The organism is Burkholderia sp. b14 (assembly GCF_900156195.1).
GTDB lineage: Bacteria > Pseudomonadota > Gammaproteobacteria > Burkholderiales > Burkholderiaceae > Mycetohabitans.
Map to the genome: position 1 here is coordinate 939842 of NZ_FTPJ01000003.1, position 24508 is coordinate 964349.

Sequence of the window (24508 nt, forward strand, 5' to 3'; positions counted from 1 at the left end):
GAAAGCGGCAGGTTCTCTGTTTACCCTTATTCTTCCCTTTGCACGTAGAGCATCGATATGAACGATCAAACGGCTAAACTCGACCCTTTTATCGAGAACGACGCGCATCATCCATCTCTGCTCGACGATCAAGGTAACACTGGGGGGACGCCGGACATTCGCAAGGCGCTCGCATCCAGTGAATCGTTCTGGCAGGAGCGACTAGCTCGCCTGCAGCCTTTGCCACTGCCCTTTGAACAAGGTGAGAGTGCGCTTGAGCCCCAATGGGCGATCAGCGCATGGCGTCCGCCATTGCTGGAAAAAAGCGAATCAAAGCAGTCACTGACGGTGTTGCTGAGCGTGCTGGCGGTCTATCTAGCCCGTTTGACCGAGCAAGCGCAGTATCAGATCGGTTGGCGTGTCAGCGGCGAAAGTAACGACAAGCCAGAAACGCTTGCCGATCTATCGCCTGTTGTGCCGATGGAAATCGCGGTGGACCTAGATCAGCCCTTTGCCTCGGTTTGTCATGCCATCGAAGCAGAATACCTGCGGCTTGAGCAGCACCACACATTCTTGCGCGATTTGGTTGTCCGACATCCTACTCTGCGTAGTCTATCCGCGCTGCGCGCCGCATACCCTTGGCAGGTAGCGGTGTCCGTGCTATCCGATGAAGCATCATCGCAGCTTGCCGCTGACACGCAGGCCAGTGGCGCCTTACTGACACTTCAGGTCAAGGGCGATGGCGCTTTTCGCTGGATCTATGATACCCATCGCATGGATGCACGCCGAGTTCAATGCATCAGTGAACATTTACAAGCATTATGCGATGCCGCCTCGAACAACGTCGAGACGCCCGTTTGCAAGTTGAATCTGTTGCCACCAGCCGAGCGCGAAACGTTGATTAACACCTGGAACGCAACAGCAGTACCGTATCCGGCACACCAATGTCTTCACCAAGTCTTTGAGGAGCAAGTCAGACGGACCCCCGATGCTATTGCGCTAGTTTATGAAGACCAGGCGCTCTCCTACACTAAGCTGAATGCGCAAGCCAACCGTCTTGCACACCGGCTGATTGAATTGGGCGTTCAGCCGGACACGCGCGTAGCCTTGTGTATGGCACGCTCGCCGGCGATGATCGTGGGGCTGCTTGCGATTTTGAAAGCAGGCGGCGCCTATGTGCCACTGGATCCGGCGTATCCCTCTGAGCGCCTGACGCATATCTTGACCGATTCGGCGCCAGAACTTGTGCTGGCCGATACAGCAGGTCAGGCCGCATTGGGTCAAGCGGCGCTCGCATCACGGACCGTACTCGATCCTAATGTATTGCCAGAACGGGCAACGACCAATCCGCATGTGCCCGAACTTCTTTCCAGTCATCTAGCTTACGTCATCTATACGTCCGGCTCGACCGGCACACCCAAGGGCGTGATGGTGGAGCATCGAAGTGTCGTGAACCTTGTTCAGGCTCAGATCAGCTGTTTCGATATTGGCCCCTTTAGTCGGATCTTGCAGTTTGCTTCACTCGGTTTCGACGTCAATGCTTCCGAGACATTCATCGCATTGAATAGTGGGGCAAGCTTATATTTGCCGCCCGATACCGCGCGCCATGATCGCACTGAACTGTGGTGTTATTTGGAAAAGCACGCGATCACATACGCGGACATTCCCCCCGCACTGCTGCAAGCAGGCGACGATTTACCCCATTTAAACACCCCTCTGACGCTGATTTTAGGCGGCGAAGCCCCCAGTGCGACGCTACTTCGAAATTTGGTCCGTCAAGGCGCGGTGGTCTTCAATGCATACGGCCCAACCGAAACGACTATCTGCTCCACTGTTTGGCGTGGCTCACAAGATTTCAATGGCGAAGTGGTTCCGATTGGCCGGCCATTAGACAACACGCGAATTTATCTACTGGATGCGCACGGTCAACCGGTGCCGATGGGTGCAGTAGGCGAGTTGTACATTGGCGGAGTGGGCGTGGCGCGCGGCTATTTGAATCGCACAGCGTTGACCGCCGAGCGCTTCGTCACAGACCCGTTTTGCGGCGTTGAAAACGCCCGCATGTACAAAACCGGCGACCTGGCTCGCTATTTGCCTGACGGCAATCTGGTGTTCCTCGGGCGCAATGACCACCAGATCAAGATCCGCGGCTTTCGAATTGAGCCGGGTGAAATCGAGGCGCGCCTGCGTGAACATCCGCAGGTACGTGATGCCGCCGTGCTGACTTCGGGCGACGGTGGCGCCAAGCGGCTCATTGCTTATGTCATAGCTGAGTGTGATGAACAACTTGCCAACACATTGCGCGCCCATCTGCTGACCAGCTTACCCGAGTACATGGTGCCCGCTGCATTTGTACGGCTAGATGCGTTCCCGCTGACGCCTAGCGGCAAGCTCGATCGCCGTGCGTTGCCTGCGCCGCACGCCAATGCCTTTGCACGTCAAGCGTATGAAGCCCCGCAGGGCGAAGCTGAAACGGCGCTGGCAGCGATTTGGGCTGAATTATTGGGTTTAACGCACATCGGCCGGCATGACAGCTTCTTTGCACTGGGTGGAAATTCGCTGCTCGCCGTGCAGATGATCGACCGCTTGCGCCGCGTTGGCCTGATGCTCTCTGTACGCGCGCTATTTGAAACCCCTACACTCAGCGTATTGGCGCAGTCCCTGGGCCAGCATCGGGAAGTGGTCGTACCACCCAATCGCATCACGCCCGACACCATAATGCTGACGCCGGATCAGCTGCCGCTCATCGAGCTCACTCAGGCTGACATCGACCGGATCGTCACACAAGTGCCGGGAGGCATCGCAAATATCCAAGATATCTATGCATTGTCTCCATTGCAGGATGGCATTCTATTTCACCATTTGCTTGCAGCTGACCGTGATCCGTATCTGCTGACCACCCAAATGGCTTTTGCCAATCGGCAAGTGCTGGATCGCTATCTGGAGGCCGTCCAGCAAGTGATTAATCGCCACGATATTCTGCGCACCGCTTTCGCCTGGGAAGGACTGTCCGTCCCTGCGCAGGTGGTTTGGCGTCATGCATCGCTGGTCGTTACCGAACTTAAGTTGAATCCGGACGATGGGCCCGTCATCGAGCAACTGCTACGGCGCTTCGATCCTAGCCAATATCGGATCGATTTAACTCAAGCGCCCCTACTCCACTTCGCCATCGCTCAGGATCGTGATGGCCGCTGGCTGCTGCTCGAGTTGCTACATCACCTCATCGGTGATCATGCCACGCAGGAGATCATGCAAACCGAAGTGCAGGCTTTCCTCGAACGACGAGGCGACGCGTTGCCACCTGCACGACCTTTTCGCAATCTCGTCGCACAAGCGCGTCTGGGCATCAGCGAAAGTGAGCATGCGCGTTTCTTTACCGAGATGCTTGCCGATGTGGACGAGCCCACGTTGCCGTTCGGGTTGGCCGATGTGCATCGTGACGGCACGCATGTTACCGAATCGCATCGGATGCTGCCGCAGAACTTGAATGATCGACTGCGCACACAAGCCAAGCAGCTGGGCGTGAGCCTGGCTAGCTTATGCCATCTGGCTTGGGCGCAGGTACTGGCGCGAGTCACGGGTCAGCAGCAAGTGGTATTTGGCACCGTGTTGTTCGGTCGCATGCAAGCAGGCGACGGCGCTGACAGCGCCATGGGATTGTTCATCAATACGCTACCGCTTCGCGTGGACCTGAATAACAGCGTTCAAGACGGTGTGCGTCACACGCATGCCCGTCTGGCCACCCTGCTTGAACATGAACATGCGTCGCTGGGGCTCGCGCAACGTTGTAGTGGCGTACCCGCCGGTACACCGCTGTTCAGCGCGCTGCTGAACTATGTGCACGAAGGGGTGTCGCCCAGTGAGATCCAAACTACGCCCGGCATCGAATTTTTAGGCGCCCAAGAGCGTGACAATTACCCACTCGGACTGTCAGTGGAAGACCGCGGCCACGCGCTGGGGCTAACTGCCCAGGCTGTGCAGCCGCTCGATCCTGATCGGATATGCGGCTATATGCAGCAGGCGTTGGAAAGCTTGGCGGCGGCACTCGAGCACACACCCAATCTGCCCGTCCACCAGCTGAACGTGCTGTCAGCTGACGAGCGCGCACTATTGCTCGAGACGTGGAACGCGACAACCTCGTCTCCGGCACACGATGGCGCTATCAGCGATGCGCAAGCTCAAATGCTGCACCAGTTATTTGAGACACAGGCTGATAAAACGCCACACGCCGTGGCGATTGTTTTCGAGCAACAGCAGTGTAGCTATCACGAACTCAACACCCGTGCGAACCAGTTGGCGCACTATCTACGTACACTGGACGTCGGCCCCGAAGTGGTCGTCGGCGTGTACATTGAGCGCTCTATCGACATGCTGGTCGGCGTATTGGGTATATTGAAGGCGGGCGGGGCCTATTTGCCTCTCGATCCGAATTATCCTGCCGAGCGGATCGCCTATATGCTGGACAATGCGAACGTCCCGGTACTCATCACACAATCGCATCTTGAGGCGCAATTGCCCGACATGCAAGCGCAGCGGGTACGTATAGATACTGACTGGGCGGGCATTGCCGCCCAACCACAACACGCGCCGCAAAGCGGTATCCGCCCCCATCATCTAGCATACGTAGTTTACACGTCCGGCTCCACTGGTCGGCCCAAAGGGGTCATGGTCGATCATCACGCTGTGTCGAGCCGTCTGCATGCCGGACAACAGCTACTGTCATTGCGATCGGACGATCACTGCTTGCAGCAAATCTCGCTGAGCTTTGACGCGTCCATAGAAGAAATATTTATTCCGTTGATGTCTGGCGCCACCCTGGTCATGGCCGATCCGACCATACAGATGGACGCAAGCCGTCTTGCCACTTTAATGGCATGGCAACGTATCAGCGTGATTGACATCGCTCCAGCCATGCTCGAGCAGCTTTGCGCCACTGAAGGCGTGGCCGACTGTCGACATCTGCGGCTGATTCTATGCGGCGCTGAAGCGCTATCGAGCGCCGTGTTGCACGCATGCCAGACAACCTTCCCGAACGCCACGCTTTACAACTTATATGGCCCGACTGAAGGGGTCATTAATGCACTGGCGTGGCGCGCGACGCAGCTAGCCGAGTCCGAGACGCCGCCGCTGGGTGGACCGATCGCCAATACGCGCGTCTATGTACTCGATCATGCATTACAGCCGGTACCCATTAGCGTCACCGGCGAACTCTATATTGGTGGACCGGCATTGGCGCGTGCTTATTTAGGCCGGCCTGATCTGACGGCAGAACGCTTCGTTGCTAACCCCTTTGAACAGGGAACTCGACTTTACCGAACGGGCGACCTCGTGCGTTGGCGCGCGGATGGTCAATTGGAATATCTTGGTCGTGCTGATCATCAAATCAAGCTCAGAGGTTTTCGTATTGAGCTTAGCGAGATCGAATCCGTACTGGCCAGGTATCCGGGTATCGCCCAAGCCACGATCAGCTTGCGCGAAGACCGTCCGGGGAATAAACAGCTCGTCGCCTATTGGGTCACGGCAGCCGGCCACACGGTCACGCCCGCCGAACTGAAATCCCATCTTGGCCAAATACTGCCCAGCTATATGATGCCGGCCGCCTTCGTCGAACTCGATGCGCTGCCGCTGACGGCGAACGGCAAAATCGATCGCCAGGCTTTACCGGCTCCCGACTTCAGCTCGAGCAGCGCTCAGGCGCCACGCACTGCGGCAGAAACGCTGTTGGCTAACCTGTTCGCTGAGGTATTGGACTTAGAGACCGTCGGTATCGACGATAACTTCTTTGACCTGGGCGGGCATTCGCTATTGGCGATGCGTTTGATTAGCCGCATTCGCGCTGCGTTGGACATTGACGTCGCGATTCGCACGTTGTTTGAAGCCCCCACGGTCGCCGACTTGGCGCAGCGCCTCACGCCTAACGCGTTCGCCCGGCCGCCTCTGCGTCCACAGCCACGCCCCGCCACCCTACCGTTGTCCTTCGCGCAGCGCCGCTTATGGTTTACTCACCAGTTCGAAGGGCCCAGCGCCACCTATAACATGCCGTTGCCGTTACGCCTGTTTGGCACGGTGGACACCCACGCTTTGCAGGCCGCGTTGAACGACCTGCTAGCCCGCCATGAGAGCTTGCGCACTGTCTTCAAGGACATCAACGGAGTCGCCACGCAACAGATCATCGCTGTCGAAGCTGCCTCGCTCACCCTGGAGACAATCCAGGTGACAGCAGAAACGCTGTCACAAAGGTTGGCTCAAGCGGCAGTTCACCATTTCGACCTATCCCGCGAAATCCCGCTGCGCGCGTGGCTGTTCCGGCTCGACGCACAAGAGCACGTGCTATTGCTGCTGTTACACCATATCGCTGGCGATGGCTGGTCAATGGCGCCACTGGCCCACGACTTGGGCCGCGCCTATGCAGCCCGGCTCGAAGGTCAGGCGCCAGCCTGGGCGCCGTTGCCTGTGCAATATGCCGACTATACGCTGTGGCAACAGGCGTTATTTGGTAATGAGCATGATCCGCACAGCATGATTGGCCGTCAGTTCGCGTACTGGGAGCGAACCTTGGCCGGTCTGCCCGAACGGTTGGAGCTACCGTTTGACCGGGCGCGACCGCCCGTGGCCAGTTATCACGGCGACTATGTGGCCATGCGAATCGATGCCACGCTGCACGGCAAGCTACAAGCACTTGCTCGTGCCCACGAAGCCAGCCTGTTCATGGTGTTGCAAGCGGCATTGGCGACGTTGCTGACCCGTCTAGGCGCCGGCAACGACATTCCAATCGGCACCGCCATTGCTGGACGTACCGACGAAGCGCTGGACGAGCTGATCGGCTTTTTTGTCAATACCTTGGTTCTGCGCACCAACACATCAGGTAACCCGAGCTTCAATGCACTGCTGAAACGAGTGCGTGAGACTTGTCTGGCTGCTTATGCCCATCAGGATGCACCGTTTGAACAGCTCGTTGAACGGCTTAATCCAACCCGCTCAACTGCACATCACCCCCTCTTCCAAGTTTCATTGGTATTACAAAACACGGCTGTGCAGCCATTTGACCTGCCTGGCCTGCGTTTAATACCCGAACCTATTGATACTTTTACCGCCAAATTTGACTTATTCTTCAGCTTTGATGAAGTATCGAGTACAGATGGCAGTGCGCAGGGGCTGGAAGGATTGATCGAATATGCGACTGACCTGTTCGATCGTGACACGGTAGACAGATTGGCCCGCCGCTTCATCCGCTTGTTGGAAGCCATCGCCGACGCGCCTGCGCAACCGATCGGTCACATCGATCTTCTGGAGACGGCTGAACGGCAGCAATTGCTCAACGGTTGGAACGATACGGCGCAGCCGATCTGCGAAGCAACACTGCCTGCACTATTCGAGGCGCAGGTGGCCAAAGCGCCTGATGCCATCGCACTAATCTTCGAAGATCAACACGTCAGCTATGCTGAATTGAATGCCCAAGCCAATCGCCTTGCGCATTATTTGATTGCCGAGGGCATTGGCCCGGAGGATATCGTCGCCCTAGCGCTACCGCGCTCGCCGCAGATGATCAGCGCATTGCTGGGTATTTTGAAAGCGGGCGCGGCCTATCTGCCGCTCGACCCGGACTATCCGTGCGAACGACTGGCTTTCATGCTAGAGGATGCGCAGCCCAAGCGCATCCTCACCAATGCATCGAGCGCAAAGCGCTTACCCCACGAGTACACCGCGGTTCTTCATTTGGATGATCCGGCTGTCTACGCCGCGCTAACGCAGCTATCCGAATTTAATCCGAGCGACATCCATCGTTGCCGGCCACTCGCTCCTCGGCATCCCGCCTATGTCATCTACACTTCCGGCTCGACCGGAAAACCGAAGGGCGTTGTGGTCACGCATGCCGGCAGCCATAATTTAACGGCTGCCCAAATCAAGCGCTTTTCGCTGAACCCGAACAGCCGTGTCCTGCAGTTTGCCTCATTGAGCTTTGATGCCGCTTTCTGGGAACTGTGCATGTCGCTGCTGTCAGGCGCAACGTTGGTCCTCGGGCGCTCAGAGCAGTTGTTGCCGGGAGACGCGCTGGCAAAGCTTGCATCAGAACAAGCGATTACCCACGCCACATTGCCGCCCAGCGCGTTGGCAGCCCTGCCCGCCGACAGCCTGTCCAGCTGCTCGCATTTGATCGTTGCCGGCGAATCCTGCCCTCCGCACCTCGTCGAACAGTGGTCGCAGTCGCAGCGCATGACAAATGCGTACGGGCCCACCGAGGCAACAGTATGTGTGGCGATGCGGCGGTTTTTACCTGACGAGGCGGCTACCGAAGTAGCCTCATCAATTGGCCGGCCGATTGACAACACCCAGTTGTACGTCTTAGACGAGCATCTACAGCCGGTGCCAGTCGGCGTGTCGGGCGAGCTTTATATTGGTGGCATCGGGCTCGCACGCGGTTATCTCAAGCGCCCTGCTTTGACGGCGGAACGCTTCGTTGCCGCGCCGTTTGGCCCAGCAGGCGCGCGCTTGTACCGCACCGGCGATCTAGCTCGCTGGCGAGCGGACGGTACACTCGATTTCCTCGGCCGTGCCGATCATCAAGTCAAGTTGCGCGGCTTCCGGATCGAACCAGGCGAAATCGAGGCCGTGCTATGTCGCCACCCGGCCGTCGCCCAGGCAGCGGTGATTGCCCGCGAAGACCGCCCAGGCCACACACAGCTGGTTGGCTATGTCACGCTCGATAAAACGACTGCTGAGCGTAATGCGGCCACTGAAGAGCGCCAGGTCGGCGAATGGCAAACGATCTACGATACCCACTACGGCAGCCACCAATCCAGTGCCTTTGGCGAGAATTTCGTCGGCTGGGACAGCAGTTATGATGGACGCCCGATCCCACTGCCAGACATGCAGGCATGGCGTGCAGCCACAGTCGCACGGATTCAAGCACTCCAACCCCGACGACTATTGGAAATCGGTGTGGGCAGCGGCCTGCTGCTCGCTCATCTAGCACCGCATTGCGAAGCCTATTGGGGCACAGACTTCTCGATGCCCACCATCGAGGCACTCCAGGCGCAACTGACGCACTATCCAGAATTGGCCTCGCGCGTGGAATTACGCACGCAGGCGGCCCATGTTACCGAAGGGCTACCGTCAGGCTATTTCGACACCATCGTGATCAACTCGGTGGCACAGTACTTTCCCAATGTCAGCTATTTACAAGATGTACTGCGCCAAGCGATGGCACTGCTTGCACCCGGTGGTGTGCTTTTTGTCGGCGACGTGCGCAACTTCAGCTTACTGAATTGTTTTGTCAGTGCCGTGCAGCTGCATCAAGCCAATCCTGCCGTTGATGACGTATCCACCGTACGCCGACGTATCGAGCAAGCATTACTCGCGGAAAAAGAACTGCTACTCGCACCGGCGTTCTTCAGTACGCTACCGCGTACGATTGACACCATCGCCGCGGTCGATATTCAACTCAAGCGGGGTCCATATGAAAATGAGCTAAGCCGCTACCGCTACGATGTGGTGCTGCATAAACAGCCAACAGCGCCTATTCAAACGCTTTCGCTAGCTCAAGTGCCACAGTGGTACTGGGGTCAGCAGCTCGCTGATCTCGACACGTTGAAAGCTCATCTGAACACGCAACGTCCCACACACCTGCGCATCGTAGGCGTGTCCAACGCACGCCTGGAACGGGAAATCGAGGCCATGCAAGCGCTCGAGCGCGGCTGCGATATCGCGACCGTCCAGCATCGACTCAAAGCAGGTAGCACGCGGGCAAAGGGGCTAACGCCCGACGACTTCCATGCACTGGGCCAGGCGTGTGGCTATTGGGTTGCCGCGACTTGGTCAGGCGACGCGCAAGCGTGCATGGATATCTTGCTCGTTCACGCCAGCGAAGCGGCTAACGCCACGTTCACCGACCTGTACTTACCCTCGCCCGCGCTGGCTAGCCAGGCACCTGGCGCCCATGCGAATAACCCCGCTAAGCTTGATCAGCTTGCGGACATTCGTCGCTACGCGGCCTCTGCGCTGCCAGCCTACATGGTGCCAGCCGCCATGGTGCTGCTAGACAACTTGCCCCTCACGCCCAACGGCAAACTCGACCGCAAAGCGCTACCGGCACCGGATTTTGTCTCTGAACACTACCGCGCTGCGCGCTCGCCACAAGAACAGACGCTGGCCGAGCTATTTGCAGAAGTGCTCGGCCTGCCGCGTGTCGGCATTGACGACCGATTCTTCGATTTGGGCGGGCATTCGCTGCTGGCGACCCGCCTGATCAGCCGCATCCGAGCCACGTTAGGCGTTGAGGTCCCTATTCGCACGTTGTTCGAGGCCGCAAGCGTGGCGGAACTGGCTCCCCGCATCACAGCAATGCAGCAAAACAATGAACTGTCCATCCCCGCGCTGACAGTTCAGCCCAGGCCCGACGCACTACCTTTGTCTTTCGCGCAAGAACGTCTGTGGTTCTTAGACCAGTTAGGGCAAGGCGACGCTTATCAGATACCGATGGCTACCCGATTGACGGGGCAACTAGACGTGTCAGCATTAAACGCCGCGCTTAGCGAAATCGTTCGGCGCCATGAGGCTTTGCGTACCCGATTCGAGGCGCGCGATGGCACCGGCGTACAAGTGATCGATCCGCCATGGAAAGTCACGCTCAAACCGCGTGAGCTTGATGAATGCGAGCTTGTCAATTATCTGCAGGCCAGCGCTGAGCAACCGTTCAATTTGGCTACGGGCCCGCTGGTGCGCTTTGAATTACTACGGCTTGCTTCCAATGTTCATGTGTTGAGTATTGTGTTGCACCACATCATCTCCGATGGCTGGTCAATCGGCGTACTCACACGCGAACTGAACGAACTATACAGCGCGTTTGTTCAGGGTCAGCCCTCGCCCCTGCCCGAGCTACCGGTCCAATATGCCGATTATGCGCTTTGGCAGCGCGCATGGCTCAAGGACGAAGCGCTAGAACGGGAGCTAAATTACTGGCGCAAGCAATTGGCGGGAGCGCCTGCCGCGTTAGAGTTGCCAACCGACCGACCGCGGCCCGCCGTGCCAAGCGGCCGTGGGCATGGCCTCGCGGTGCACGTGCCGGCGGCGCTTGCCGCGCAACTCAAAGCGCTAGCACAGCGTGAAGGCGCAACGTTATACATGACGTTACTCACGGCGTTCCAAATTGTACTCAGCCGCTGGAGCGGGCAAGATGATATCGTGGTTGGTTCTCCGATTGCGGGGCGCACGCAGGCACAAACGGAAGGACTGTTAGGCTTCTTCCTCAATACCTTAGCGCTGCGTACCGACTTGTCGGGTAATCCCCGCTTCAACGAATTGTTGGCGCAGGTGCGGGAGACAGCGTTAGAGGCCTATGCGTATCAGGCTGTGCCATTTGAAAAGCTGGTAGAAGTGTTACAGCGCGTTCGGGACCTGTCGCGTGCGCCGATTGTGCAAGTCATGGTCAATGGACTCAACCTGTCGACATCGAACCTGGCTTTGCCAGGGCTCATCGCCGAACCGGTCCAATTCGATACGTTTGGCACGAAGTTTGACCTCACGCTGTACTTCGGTGAGACATCGGACGGCATCGACGGCTGGCTACAATATGCGACGGACTTGTTCGATGCCGATACGATCGAGCGACTCGGCCAGCATTGGGTCAATGTGCTTGAGGCAGTGGCCGCCAATCCAGCACAGCGCCTCTCTGAGCTGCCGCTACTCAGCGCCGCAGAGCAACATCAATTGCTCACGACGTGGAACAACACCGCAGCCGATTATCCGGACACACAAACCCTGCATCAGCTGTTCGAGACGCAAGCGCAGCGTGCGCCGCACGCGGTAGCCGCCGTGTGCGAAGCGCAACAGATAACCTATGCTGAGCTGAACACGCGCGCTAACCAGCTTGCCCATCACCTTCGCGCTTTGGGCGTCGGCCCTGAAGTCATCGTAGGGCTATGCGTCGAGCGCTCAATCGAGATGCTGGTCGGCATATTAGGCATTTTGAAGGCCGGTGGCGCTTACGCGCCGCTGGACCCTAGCTATCCGCCCGAGCGCCTCGCTTATATGCTGGAAGAAGCCAGCGCCCCCGTACTGGTCACGCAAGCTCACCTCGAAGCGCAATTGCCCGACACCGACGCCCGACGTGTGCGCTTGGATGCCGACTGGCACGACATCGCGGCCCAGCCGCACCATACGCCGCACAGCGGGGTGACGCCTGCGCATCTCGCTTACGTCATCTATACGTCGGGTTCGACCGGGCGGCCCAAAGGGGTGATGATCCGACATCGTGGCGTCGCCAATTATCTGACCTTCCTGACCCGCCACTATCAGCTCACCACAGCGGATGTCGTACTGAATGTGTCAGGCTTGGCCTTCGACCCGTCGGTGCGTGACCTGTTCGGTCCGCTGACCTCGGGGGGGCGAGCCGTATTGGTGCCTACCGCGCAGGCCAAGGAGCCGCACAAGTATTTGTCCGTGATCCACGAGCAGGGCGTCACCAAAATGCTTAGCATCACGCCCAGCTTCCTGCGTAGCCTGTGCGAGGCGGCTCAAGACCGCCCCTTGCCCCAACTGGCACTGCAGGCAATCTTGACCTGCGGCGAGCCGCTGGAAGCGGCCTTGTGCGATCGGCTTCGCCAAGTGTTCGGCGCACAAGTTGCCGTGATCAACCAGTACGGCCCGACCGAGTGCACGCTCAGCTCAACCTGGTTCGCGGCCGTGCCTCAGCCAAGCGGCATCGTGCCGATCGGCCGCGCGATCTCAAACGCACGCGTCTACGTACTGGACCGACATCTGCAACTGGTTCCACCGGGCGTGGTCGGTGAGTTGTACATCGCCAGTGTCGGGTTGGCGCGCGGCTATTTCAAGCGGCCTGCGTTGAGTGCCGAGCGCTTTATCGCAAACCCATTCGGGCACGGCGAGCGGCTGTATCGAACCGGCGACTTGGCCAAATGGCGAGCCGATGGCCAACTTCAGTATCTGGGCCGCACCGACCATCAAGTCAAGATCCGTGGCATTCGCGTCGAACTCGGCGAGATTGAAACGCAACTACTGGCCTATCCGTCCATCCATCAAGCTGTAGTCGTAGCGCGGGAGGACGAGCCAGGCGAAAAACGATTGGTAGCCTATTTCGTCAGCGATGACACTATCGACACCACTGCGCTGCGCGATCAGCTCAAAGGCAGCTTGCCAGACTATATGGTGCCATCGGCGTTCGTCAGGCTCGACACCATGCCGCTGACGCCGAATAACAAAGTGGACCGTCAAGCACTGCCAGCACCGAATTTTATTTCGGAACGCTACCGCGCCCCGCGTTCGCCTCAGGAGCAAACGCTGACTGAGTTGGCCGCCGAAGTACTTGGTCTGCCACGCGTGGGTATTGACGACAACTTCTTTGAACTTGGAGGACACTCATTACTAGCGATGCGCTTTGCAGCCCGAGTCCAGCAAGCGTTGGGGGCCGAACTGCCGGTGCGCGCGCTGTTTGAAGCGCCTACTATTGCCGAACTGACACCTCGTCTGGACGCATTGCGGCAAAGTCGTGACCTCGACATTCCAGCGTTGACCACACAAACGCGTCCCACCATTTTGCCTTTGTCGTTCTCGCAAGAACGTCTGTGGTTCTTGGAACAATTAGGGCAAGGCGCAGCGTACCAAATACCGATTGCCATGCGCTTGACGGGTAAATTGGATGTCGCTGCACTGGCTGCCGCATTAAGTGAAATCGTCCAGCGTCATGAAACATTACGCACCCGGTTTGAAACCCATGAGGGTGACGGTGTGCAAGTGGTCACTCCGCCCTGGACGGTTGAACTGATACCGCATGAAGTGGCTGAGCATGACGTCATGCATTTTCTGCTAGCCGCCGCTCAACAGCCGTTCGATCTGACTGCAGGGCCGCTGGTGCGCTTTGCACTGCTACGTCTCGCGCCTGATACTCATGTGTTAAGCGTGATATTGCATCACATTATTTCGGATGGCTGGTCTCTAGGTGTGCTGACACGGGAAATCCAAGCGTTATATACGGCCTTTAGTCAAAAGCAAGGCTCACCATTACCCGAGCTACCGGTCCAATATGCCGATTATGCGCTTTGGCAGCGCGCATGGCTCAAGGACGAAGCGCTAGAACGGGAGCTAAATTACTGGCGCAAGCAATTGGCGGGAGCACCTGCTGCGTTGGAACTACCAACCGACCGGCCGCGGCCCGCCGTGCCAAGCGGCCGTGGGCATGGCCTCGCGGTGCACGTGCCGGCGGCGCTTGCCGCACAACTCAAAGCGCTGGCGCAGCGCGAAGGTGCAACGTTATACATGACGTTGCTCGCCGCATTCCAGGTCGTGCTCAGTCGCTGGAGCGGGCAAGACGATATCGTCGTGGGCTCACCGATCGCAGGACGCACGCAAGTGCAAACTGAAGCGCTCATCGGATTTTTTATCAATACTTTGGCGCTGCGTACCGACTTGTCGGGTAATCCCCGCTTCAACGAATTGCTGGCGCAAGTGCGCGAAACCACATTGGGCGCCTATGCGCACCAGGCGGTGCCTTTCGAAAAATTGGTGGAAGTACTGCAACCCGTACGCGACCTGTCTCGACAACCGATTTTTCAGGTCATGGTCAATGGGTTCAATGTGCCCATGTCGGATTTTGCCCTACCGGGACTAACCGTTGAGAAGATCGATCTGGAACGCCTGAGTACTAAATTCGACTTAACACTGCACTTTGGTGAAATGTCGGACGGCATTGAAGGCTGGCTGCAATATACGACTGACCTGTTTGACGCCGAGACAATCAAGCGGCTGGGGCAGCATTGGATTAACGTGCTTGAGGCGGTGGTTGCCGACCCGACGCAGCGCCTGTCAGACTTGCCGCTGCTCAGCATCACGGAACGGCATCAACTGCTCACAGCGTGGAATGACACGGCAGCTGACTTTTCATCTGCGCCAACCTTGCACCAGCTATTTGAAGAGCAGGTGCAACGCACGCCGAACGCAATCGCTGCGGTATTTGAAACGCAGCAGATGACTTACGCCGAGTTGGACCAACGGGCCAACCAGCTTGCGCATCATCTCCGTGCCATGGGCGTAGGAACCGAAGTCATCGTGGCTCTATGTGCCGAACGCTCGCTGCAAATGCTTGTGGGCTTATTGGGTATCTTGAAAGCAGGGGGCGCCTACTTGCCCCTGGATCCAAGCTATCCGGCTGAGCGCATCGCTTATATGCTGGAGGATGCACAAGTCGCAGCATTGGTGCTACAGCCTCACCTTGAGCCGCTGTTGCCTGCCATCCAGACTCAGACCGTGACGCTGGATACGCACTGGACTCAGATCGCCACGCAGCCCTCAACACGGCCTACCAGCGTCGTGAGACCACACAATCTTGCTTATATCACCTATACGTCAGGCTCAACGGGCAAGCCTAAAGGCGTGATGACCCAGCACAGCAGTGCGGCCAATTACTTGAACTTCCTAGTGCGCCAATACCGTCTCACTGAGGCCGATGCCGTGCTCAACGTAGCCAGCCTGGCCTTTGATGCGTCTGTGCGCGATCTACTTGGTCCACTCGTGGCAGGCGCGCGGACAGTGCTGATCCCAACAACGCAAGCCAAAGAGCCGCATCAGTACGTGCGCGCAATCAACGAGCACGGCATCACGAAGTTGCTTAGCATCACGCCCAGCTTGCTGCGCAGCGTCTGCCAAGTGGCTGACGGCCCGCAAACAACCCCTACGCTGCGCACGATCTTGACGAGCGGCGAGGCACTTGAGGCGGACTTATGTACTCAAGTGCACCAGACGCTGGGCGAGCAGATTAATGTGGTTAATCAGTATGGTCCGACCGAATGCACGATGACCTCCACATGGTTTGCAGTCGTGCCTCAGGCAAGCGGTATCGTGCCAATCGGTCGGCCCTTGTCCAACGCGCGCGTTTATCTGCTTGATCGGTATTTGCATCCGGTGCCCTGTGGCGTGGCCGGCGAGCTGTATATTGCGGGCGCGGGTCTGACACGGGGCTATGTCAATCAACCCGCGCTGAGCGCTGAGCGCTTTATCGCCAATCCCTTTGGCCAAGGCGAGCGGCTATATCGAACCGGGGATTTGGCCAAATGGCGAGCAGACGGCCAACTCGAGTATCTCGGCCGCACCGACCATCAAGTCAAAATCCGCGGCTTTCGCGTCGAGTTGGAAGAAATTAGTGCGGCGCTAGCCAGCCACCCCAATGTCGCACAAGCGACGGTCATCACACGGGAGGATGACCGGTCAGCAGACAAACGCTTAGTGGCCTATTTGGTGGCAACAGCAAACTGTACGGTTACGCCCGCTACACTGAGACAATACCTAAGTCAGAACCTGCCGGACTATATGATCCCGGCCGTATTCGTCGTGCTTGATGCATTGCCGCTTACACCAAACGGTAAGGTCGATCGCAAAGCACTGCCAGAGCCGGAAATGACGGTGACGGCAACAGCACGCATGCCGCGCACCGCTGAAGAACAGGTGCTTTGCGAACTATTTGCCGAGGTGCTGGGCGTCGCCCACGTTGGTATCGACGACAATTTTTTTGAGTTAGGGGGCCATTCGTTGCTGGCTGCACGGTTGATCAACCGTGTCCGCACCACACTCGGCTTGGAGCTGTCCATTCGAAACTTGTTTGAAACGCCTACCGTAGCGGGTCTTAGCCAGCAGCCAGACCAGCCGACCGACCTTGACTCATTATTCCAAGTCGTATTGCCGCTCAGATCCCACGGAGATCGCCCCCCGGTGTTCTGCATCCATCCGGCGGGAGAACTGGGTTGGTGCTATGCCGGACTCCTGCGATATATCGATCGCCAGCATCCTCTTTATAGTTTGCAGGCGCGCTGTCTTTCGGACCCGGGGCCTCTTCCGGAAACGATTGAAGAAATGGCCTTGGATTACGTTGAGCAAATCCGCCGTATTCAACCTAGCGGTCCTTATCAACTGGTAGGCTGGTCTTTGGGTGGGCTCATTGCCTTTGAAATGGCTTGTATTCTTCAAAAGAAAGGCGAACACGTTGCCTTACTTGCCCTTTTGGATAGCTACGTTAGGACGAAAAACAAGCCCATGCGGCGGGTTGCCAGACAAGACATGATTGCCGATCTGCTGGCAGAGGCCGGATGCGATTCAGCCAGTTCAGAAAAACTGCCCCTCGATTTCGAAGAGCGTCGGGAAATGCTTCGCAAAGGAGGCAGCCTATATGCCGCATTAGATGAACGTCAATTTGACAGCATTTTGGATTTCTTTGAAAAAACACCTCAAATGATCGAGCGTTATGTTCCTCGCTCTTCGTTCGAAGGGGATGTGCTGCATATCAAAGCAGCATTAGAAAAGCCAGGCTATCGGCCAGAGCCGGAAACATGGCGAGCTTACGTAAAAGGCCATGTTGAGATGCATTCCATCGACTGTGAACATGGCGCAATGATGCAATTGGAACCGTTAGCCCAAATTGGCCCCATCATTGCGCGGAAGCTAAGCACGGTGAGCTAAACGCTTACCCGTACGCGTGCGAGATGGTACCGGAGCGAAGCGCTACAGCTTTCCAAGGTTGGGCTCCGGTACGCCGAGCACGAGTGCTCTTTGCGAGGAGTTTGGGGACGTCAGAATAAAGACTGTCATCAAGCGTCACAGCGTCGACATTTAAGGATGGGTAGATGAGAACGAATGCTTCGTTTGGAAAAGATCGCCTTGGCATTTTAGGAGGTATGGGCAGCGAGGCCACCGCATACTTCTTGCGGCTACTGGCTCAACGTGCGGGCGCGCGGGTCGATCAGGACCATGTCCCCTTTCTACTGCTTTCCTGCCCAGAGATTCCGGACCGCTCCACTGCAATCGAGAACGGTGACACGATTGTCCCGACAATGATCCATGCGCGGCTTGCGCAATTAGCGCAAGCCGGATGCGGCGCCGTCGCCATTGCGTGCAACACCGCTCACTACTGGCGCGATGAATTCGCAGCGGCTTTGCGGATTCCGTTCATTGATATGATCTCCGCGACCGCGCGGCAGACTGCGCTCTCAGGAGCAGGGAGCGCAATCGTGCTAGGTACACGCTCCACTACCCGTTATCGATTGTACGATCACGCATTGACTGATGCCGGCGTGCGTCTCATCGAACCTGAAGATGAAATCGTCGAGCTAACGAGTGCCGCCATCTCGCTCAGCAAAGCAGGCGATCTTCCTGGTGCGTCGGCTCAACTGGCCCGTTCACTTGCGGCATGCGGGGCGTTGCACGCCGACGCTGTGATTTTGGGCTGCACCGAGTTGCCAATGGTGGTGCCTGAGGGGATCCGTGGCATCCATTTGATCGATTCGGTATCCTGTCTAGCTGAAGCTTGCGTACAGTGGTGGCGGGCTAAATCGATGCCTGATCAAGGCATGGAAACACGCCTTAGGCCAATGCCAACACAAAGCAAAAGTGCCTGGTGTCACACAAAGTAGGGCTGTGTAGCTCGACGAGCTGATTGAGAAACGCGCGACAAATAAGCTAAATACGAGCGAGGACGTGACGCAAATAGGGCTCGGGATCAAGGTTATTTAGCGTTACAGTACCGATTAAACCGCAAATCGCGGTGGCACGCCCCCTCGGAATTCCCGCCGGCAAAGAGGTCACTGCGCCGTCCGTGGCTACGCCCAGGCCGAGGTGCTAAGCTGTTCAGCCCCGCGGCGACGCAAGCGCCTCTTGCAGCACATCGGAAAGTTGCGCAAACTCACGCGCCCATTCGGCGCGCCAGGTGGCCTTGGTCGAAGGATCGACCCAGGCGCCGTCAATGCCGTTCAGCATGAAGGTACGCAAGTCGTCAAACTGAAACCCGAAATGACTGAACATCAATTCCCAGGCTTGGCTCGGCGTGACGTTGTGCAACGTCGGATCGTCGGTATTCGGGTGCACTTTCAAGCCCAGCGATGGCATATGCCGCAACGGGTGCCGCTCGGCCCATTGCTCGGCCGGCAACGTCCGCAGGTAATACGAGTTGGTCGGCACGACCGTGAACACGATACCCTTTGCGGCATACCGTGCGCATAGCGCCGGGTTGTCGATGATCGTATAGCCATGATCGACGCGATCGACTTGCAGCAACTCGATCGCCGTCTCGACGTTGCGCCATGGCATGCCGAACTCGCCGGCATGCGCGCAAGTGCGAAACCCTGCGTCGCGCGCATTGCGATATGCCTTCCAAAACAGCTCCGGCGGCCGATCGTTTTCACGGTAGTCCATGCCCAAGCCCGCGACCTCGTCCGCGCGATATGTTTTCATCCACTCGACAATCTGCACCGCCTCGTCTGGATCCTGTTCCCGGTCGATACTCGGGATTAACCGCGCGCTGATGCCAAAATCACGCGCTGCATCGCGTATTGCGGCAACGATCGCCGCCTGCGCCTGAGCGTAACCGGTTCCCGATACCCGCACCGTTCCGGTAGGATTCCAAAAAAACTCTGCATGCCGGACATAGTGTGATACGGCGTCTTCCAGATACTCGTAGGCGATGCGGTGCAAATCGTCGGGTTGGATCAGCAGGTACTGGTCGAGCGCGCGCAACACACGCAGCACGCCGACCGGCTTCTCCCCGCGCGTGTAAAAGGCCTCGATCTGCTCTCGCTCCAGCGGAGCATGGTTGCGCTCGGCTAGCGCAACGAATGTGCCGTGCCGCACGGCACCCAGCAGGTGGCAATGCAGCTCGACCTTTGGGATCGCGTGGAAGAAGCGCCGATGTGCATCGGTGAGTACGACACCGGTGCGGGCAGCCGGAACGTTGCTAGGAGTATGCGTCATGCCTGTCTCGCCATGGTGTTACGAAGGTAAGCGTCGTGCCGCCGGTTAATGCGGCTTGACAACGGTCCAGAAGTAGTAGCCAAGTGGCACGGCCAACAACATGAGCCCCCACGGCACCTCTCGCCACCGCCCGGCCAGCAACTTGATCAGCACGTAGCATAATAGGCCGCCCGCAATGCCTGTGCCGAAACTGTTGGACACGAGCGTGAACAGCACCATTAACATCACCGGTAGGGCGTCAATGAAATCGTCGAAATGGGCATGCCGGATCGTGGAAAACATCGACAGTCCGATCAGGATCAACGCCGGCGCAGTCGCCTCCTTCGGGATCGCCAGCGCCACAGGCACAAACAATAGCATCAGCGCAAACATCGCGGCCGCCGCCAGCGACGACAACCCGGTACGCGCGCCGGCCTCGGCGCCCGCTGCTGATTCGACCAACGCAGTAAGCGCCGGTATGCCGAGCAACGGACCCAACGTCGCGGCGATAGAATCGACCAGGAACGGCCGGTGGATATCCGGCAGATTGCCGTGCTCATCCAGCAGGTTGGCTTTTGCTCCGACGGCCAGTGCGGTGCCAAGCGTGGAAAAGAACTCGGCAGCAAAAAACGCAAACAAATACGGCGCGGCCGCGATGCTCAGCGCGCTGCCGATATCCAGTTGGAACGCGACCGGTCCGATTGCATGAGGCAGCGAAATGAGCGTTTCCGGCACGCGCGTCACGCCCAGCGGTACACCGGCGAGCGCCGCGGCCAAGATCGCCAGCAAGATCGCGCCCGGCACCTTGCGCGCTTGCAACATGATCGCCACAGCTAGCCCGATCAGCGTCACCAGCGCACCGGGACGCGAAAAATCGCCCAGTGCCAGCGCACTGGTCTTCGCATTCACGGCGACCATGCCCGCATTGCGCAAACCCAACATTGTGACGAACAAGCCGATTGATGCGCCCAGCCCGAGCTTAATCTGCACTGGAATGAGCCGCATGACGACGCTACGCGCGCCCAACAGTGTCAGCACAAGGAACAACACGCCCGATACGAATGCGATGCCCAATCCCGTCTGCCATCCGATGTGCTCGGTACTGGCCAGCGTCACGCCCACGATCACCGACCCGCCGATACCGGGACCGACAAGAAACGGCAGGTTCGCATACAACCCCATCAACACGGTGCATAATACGAATACGATAATCGTGGCCGTGGTCGCTGCGCCGCGATCCATTCCCCCGGTGGCGAGCAGCGACGGAATCACGACCAATAGGTAGGCCGCCGCCAGAAACGCGGTTAACCCGGCGATGATTTCAACGCGAAGGCTGCTGCCGCGCGCGGTGAGCGCAAACCGTCGCTCCAGCCTGCTCTGCGACGGGCGCGCCGCAGTCACGTCTGCCGACGACATCGATGTTCTCCTATCCATAGCGAAATTGCCCATTCCGAATATTGTCGTGTGTTGCCTCGTGGCGAGCTGGCCTTATACTGCCGCGTACCGGGTTCCTGCTGTCATAGCACCATGTCATCCGAGCGCTTGTCCCTGCTTCCGGCACTCACGCTGCGCCAAGTGCAGCACTTTGTTGCGCTCGCTCATGCACGCAGTTTTACGCAGGCCGCGCAAGCGCTTGCGCTCACCCAGCCGGCGCTGACCGCCTCGATCCGGCAGATTGAGTTTCTGCTCGGTGGCCGCCTGTTTGCCCGTTCCGCGCATCGTCTCACGCTGACGCCCGCCGGCGCGGCAGTGCTGCCGCTGGCCGAGCGACTGCTCAACCACGCTCGGGGCACCTTCGATGACATGGCGCAACTGATCGGCGAACGGACCCAAACCGTGCGTGTCTCGTTCATCCCGTCCGTAGCCGGCCGCCTGCTGCCCGTGCTCAATGCGCTGCGCATTGAGCAGCCGATGCTGTGCTTCACACTGACCGATTCGCCGAACAGCGCGCTTGTGCAAGCAGTGCGCGACGGCGTCGCCGACCTGGGCATCGGCGTGCGCGAACCGGACGGGAGCGACGAATCGCTGCGTTACCAGCATCTGTTCGACGACGAGATCGTGGTCGTGGTCCGGCGGGACGACCCCCTCGCGCAAACCAAGACGGTGCCGTGGGCTAAGCTCGTCGACCGTGACCTGGCGGTGTTCGTGCGTGGCAGCGTCAGCGAGTCCCTGCAACGCACCGGTGGCACGGAAAAGCTGCGCTTGCACGTCGCGTATCGGATGGAGTACACCGAGCCGCTGTACGCGCTGGCGCGCAACGGTCTTGCCACCGTGGTCCTGCCCAGTCTCTACACGCTGCATCTGTACGATCCCGAACTGGTCGCACTGCGCCTGGAACAGCCGCGCGTCACGCGCGAGATCTCGTTGATTTCTGTTGCCGGCGACGACCGTGGGCCGCACGTGCAGGCTTGCCGAGAATGGATCGTCAAGCATATCTGAACGTTTGCTAACTTACGGCAATGTTGCAATGTGCTCGGCCAACGACGCATAGAAGCGATCGGCATCGACATCGTTGATCCATATCGCATTGCACGGTCGGCCACTACGCCCGTTCCAGTCCACCACGGTCTCGCCAAGCGTCCATTGCCCCGTCGTCTCGACCACCACGTTGACCTGCCGGCCGTTAAACATGGATGGGTCCACTAGGTACCCGACGGCTGTCGGATCATACATCGGCGCCTCATCGACACCGCGGCGTTTCTTGTTGTAAGCCAATTCGGCAGCCATGATGTCGGCTACAACTGCGCCGCAACGATTGTCCAGTGCGCGCAGCGAGGCCAAGCGGGCCGGTGTGATCGGTGCCTTGAGCGCAACATCGCGCGGCAGCACGACGATCGGCACGCCGCTGCTCAATACCACATCGGCCGCCTGCGGATCGACGTATACGTTGAATTCAGCCGCCGGCGTGATATTACCGCGCTCGAAGAAAGCACCGCCCATCAGCACGATTTCGCGCAGGCCGCGTCGGCATTGTGGCGCCTCGATCAGCGCACTGGCAATATTGGTCAGTGGCCCAATCGCGCACAGCGTCACGCTGTGGGGCGCCGCATGGCTAAGCGCATCGACCAGATACGGCACCGCGTGCTGCACGGCCAGCGGCGCGCGTGGTTCGTGCAGCACCACGCCCTCCAGGCCGCTTCTGCCGTGCACATTGGCGGCCGTGATCAATTCACGCGTAAGGGGGCGCGGACAGCCTGCGTAGACGGGCAACGTGTCGGTGCGCCCGGCCCAATCGCGCACAATCCGCGCGTTGCGCTCTGTGAGCGCCAGCGGCACGTTGCCAGCAACGGCCGTCAGCGCGCGCACGTCCAGGCGATCCTGTGCACCTAATGCGAGCAGGATGGCGATCGCGTCGTCCTGGCCCGGATCGGTATCGATGATCACCGTGCGACGTGCTGCCACACTGTCCACCGCGCGCGCGCGACGGAGCCAGCAGCGTACCGACGGCCAGCGCCGCCGACATCCCAAGGAATGCTCGCCGGGAGGGGTTCAGACAAGGCTTCATGGTCCGCGGCCTCAAAAGACGTGGCGCATGCCGAGCGTCGCGGTCAGCTGCCGGATGCCAGTCGAACGATTGTAGGCAAAAATCTGCGCATGGTCTGCGTCACCGGCTGCCTGCTGCGCAATTACAGTCAGTGCAACGTCGGTGCGCTTGGACAGAAAGTAGTCCGCTTGTAGGTTCACCTGGTGCCACTTCGGCTGCTTGTTGACCACGTCGTACTTGCCATTCGTGAATCCGTACGCAGCGCCCAGGAAGAAGGCCGGCGTCATCGCATAGACGACGTTCAAACCGAAGTTCTGCAGGTGCAGGTGCGAGTTGTCCAGGTAGTCGTAGCGCACGTCGGTGAACAGCGCGGCAAACTGCGCGCGTCCAATCGTGTAGAACCCGCCGGTGCCGGCGATCCGTTGGCGGCTCGCATAGACCGACGGCGCAGTCGCGCTCTTGCTAAAGATCAGTAGCGGCGATGCATAGTCATTCGCAATGGCGCCATCCGCGTTGGTGGCACTGTAGGGTTGGTTGTACTGTGCATAGACCACGCTCCAGCGCAATGCACCGCGCTCGTAGCCCAGTCCGAAGCTGTACGCATTGTTGTTTGTGAAGCCGTTCGCGTTACTAAAGCCATACTGCGCGGTCAGCTTCAGCCCGTAGTAGACTGGGCTGACGTACTTCACCGAATTCTGCACACGAATGTCGTTATAGCCGTTGTCGTTGTCGCCGATGTTCACCCCGTTGCTCGCGATGATCACCGGGCCGATATAATCGTGGATCGCGTCGTACTGCCGCCCGAACGTGAGCGAGCCATACTGACGATCCGCCAGACCAACATACGCTTGCCGGCCAAAAAATCGGCCGTTCTGCGCGGCGCTGCCCGTCATCACATTGAAGCCGTTTTCCAGCTGGAAGATCGCCGACAACCCTTGGCCCAGGTCTTCCGTGCCCTTGAGCCCCCAACGCGGATTCTGGTTCGTGCCAGACAGTGCCTGCCACGCAGGCTTGCCACTTTGGTTCGTGGCAAAGCCAATGCCGGCGGAAATGAGGCCATACAGCGTTACGCTGCTTTGGGCATGGGCCTGGATCGCAATCGCGCCGAACAACACGAACGGAGCGAGTTTGAGGGGAGTCTTCATGCGGGTCGCGTGGTTCCGTCAAGGTCGATTCTGGTCATGACTATACGAACCCGCTGTCGACAATAAAAGTTTTCTTTTGTTATCGCTCTATAAATTCATTTTATTTTAACGCGCGTCGCTGTCAGCGCTCACCGACGCGCGTCGATCAATTGTCGTGCGTGGCCGCTTTTCTTCATCT

6 protein-coding genes and 1 pseudogene are annotated in these 24508 nt (G+C 58.6%); 3 read left to right on the plus strand and 4 right to left on the minus strand.

Annotation, left to right across the window (positions count from 1 at the left end):
* The first annotated feature begins 57 nt into the window (after nucleotides 1-57).
* Together B0B13_RS08625 and B0B13_RS08630 are read left to right on the plus strand one after the other, a co-directional pair.
* Nucleotides 58-17439 (plus strand): non-ribosomal peptide synthetase, encoded by a 17382-nt coding sequence (locus tag B0B13_RS08625; RefSeq protein WP_076795737.1) that lies wholly within the window; start codon nucleotides 58-60, stop codon nucleotides 17437-17439.
* A gap of 164 nt (nucleotides 17440-17603) precedes the next feature.
* Nucleotides 17604-18389, plus strand: a complete 786-nt coding sequence (locus tag B0B13_RS08630; protein ID WP_083703692.1) for an aspartate/glutamate racemase family protein — start codon at nucleotides 17604-17606, stop codon at nucleotides 18387-18389.
* 214 nt (nucleotides 18390-18603) lie between these two features.
* On the opposite strand, the gene add is transcribed toward B0B13_RS08630, so the two are convergent.
* Nucleotides 18604-19722 carry an adenosine deaminase gene (gene add, locus B0B13_RS08635; RefSeq protein ID WP_076795742.1) on the minus strand — a complete coding sequence of 373 codons (1119 nt, stop codon included), beginning with the start codon at nucleotides 19720-19722 and terminating at the stop codon, nucleotides 18604-18606.
* 45 nt (nucleotides 19723-19767) lie between these two features.
* Nucleotides 19768-21117 carry an NCS2 family permease gene (locus tag B0B13_RS08640; protein ID WP_076795745.1) on the minus strand — a complete coding sequence of 450 codons (1350 nt, stop codon included), beginning with the start codon at nucleotides 21115-21117 and terminating at the stop codon, nucleotides 19768-19770.
* A gap of 111 nt (nucleotides 21118-21228) precedes the next feature.
* Here B0B13_RS08640 and B0B13_RS08645 point away from each other — a divergent pair, with 111 nt between their 5' ends.
* A complete protein-coding gene (locus B0B13_RS08645; protein ID WP_076795747.1) occupies nucleotides 21229-22140 on the plus strand; it encodes a LysR family transcriptional regulator in 912 nt (303 codons plus the stop codon).
* A gap of 12 nt (nucleotides 22141-22152) precedes the next feature.
* Here B0B13_RS08645 and B0B13_RS08650 read toward each other — a convergent pair.
* Both B0B13_RS08650 and B0B13_RS08655 read right to left on the minus strand, forming a co-directional pair.
* A pseudogene (locus tag B0B13_RS08650) lies at nucleotides 22153-23206 on the minus strand (nucleoside hydrolase).
* Between the two features lie 11 nt (nucleotides 23207-23217).
* Complete coding sequence (locus B0B13_RS08655) at nucleotides 23218-24330, minus strand: porin (RefSeq protein WP_076795750.1); 1113 nt, start codon at nucleotides 24328-24330, stop codon at nucleotides 23218-23220.
* Nucleotides 24331-24508 lie beyond the last annotated feature (178 nt).